Source organism: Amycolatopsis sp. w19, assembly GCF_051373225.1.
GTDB classification, from domain to species: domain Bacteria; phylum Actinomycetota; class Actinomycetes; order Mycobacteriales; family Pseudonocardiaceae; genus Amycolatopsis; species Amycolatopsis japonica.
On sequence record NZ_JBPQFM010000055.1, the window covers coordinates 1 to 1,353 of the forward strand.

The following is a 1,353-nucleotide window of genomic DNA, read 5'->3' on the forward strand; positions in this document are numbered from 1 at the left end:
GAAAGATGCTCCTATTGATGTCAAGGGGTGTGGGTGAGGTTGGCGAGGTCTGCGATGAGGGCTTGGTGGATTTCGCGGGCTATGTAGCGTTTGAGGCAGCGGATGATGTGGCGTTTGGGGAGTCCTTCGGTGGTGCGTCGTTCGACGTAGGCGCGGGTGCTGGGGCAGTGGCGCATGCGGACGATGGCGATGCGGTAGAGGGCGGCGTTGGCGTGGCGGTCGCCGCCGCGGTTGAGGCGGTGGCGGGTGGTGCGGCCGCTGCTGGCGTGGATGGGTGCGGCGCCGCAGAGGTGCGCGAAGCGGGCTTCGGTGCTGATCCTGTGCGGGTTGTCGCCGGCGGTGGTCAGGAGTTGCGCGGCGGTGTCGGGGCCGACGCCGAACAGGGCGGTGGTGGCGGGCAGTGCCTGCCGGGTCAGGGTGGCCAGTTCTGTTTTGGTGTCGGTGATTTCGTCGGTGAGGTGCTGGATGCGGCGGGCGAGGCGGCGTAGCGCGGTTTTGACGGCGGTGCGCGGGTCGGTGAGGTCGGTGCCGGGGCGGAGCCGGGCGCAGGTGGTGATCAAGGTGGTGCCGGTGAGCGGGGTGAGGGTTTCGCGCAGCGCCGCGGGGGCGGTGACGATCAGGGCGTCGAGCTGGTTGAGCGCGGCGGTGCGGGACTTGACCGCTCCGTTGAGTGCTGTGCGCAGTGCGGAGATCGCCGCGGCGGGGCCAGTGCCTGCTTTCGGGGTCGTGCCGGCCTGACCGGACAGCACGGCGCGGGCGGCGTTGATCGCGTCCTGGGCATCGGTTTTCCCTGTGCGGCGGCGGGTGTGCCGGTCGGGCTGGTTGACCTCCACCACCGTGACGTCCTCGGCGGCCAGGTGGCGGGCCAGCCCGGCGCCGTAGGAACCGGTGCCCTCGACACCCACCCCGGTGACCACGCCAAACCCGCCCAACCAGGCCAGCAGAGCCGTGTATCCGGCCGTGGTAGCCGGGAACGTGCGGGTCCCCAGACACCGCCCGAGGTGATCCAGCGCGGCGGCGGTGTGGGTGTCCTTATGGGTATCGACCCCGCCGGTCACCAGGGTCGTGTCGACGGCATGCTGCTGATCGGTCATCCTGGTCACTGCCATTCCGTGTCTCGATCGGGTTGAACGGATGGCACGTACCGGGCCGGGATGGACAACACAGTGATGGGTGTCCTGGTGGCACAGGCTCCTATCAAGTCACATCCCCGGCCTGGTCACGTGCATGAACAGAGACCCAGCACGAGCCGGCAGATCTTTCACAAGACAACCCCAACCAGGGCGTCAGTGGCTTTCCGAGCCAGACCCCGCCAGAACTCCATCCACACACATCATCATCACTGTGGCTTTC

1 protein-coding gene is annotated in these 1,353 nt (G+C 68.2%); it reads right to left on the reverse strand.

The window, feature by feature from the left end; all coding sequences use genetic code 11:
• Nucleotides 1-20: 20 nt before the first annotated feature.
• Nucleotides 21-1,094: an IS110 family transposase gene (locus tag ACSMFO_RS40085; RefSeq protein WP_436462527.1), complete on the reverse strand. Its 1,074-nt coding sequence runs from the start codon at nt 1,092-1,094 to the stop codon at nt 21-23.
• Between the last annotated feature and the right edge of the window lie 259 nt (nt 1,095-1,353).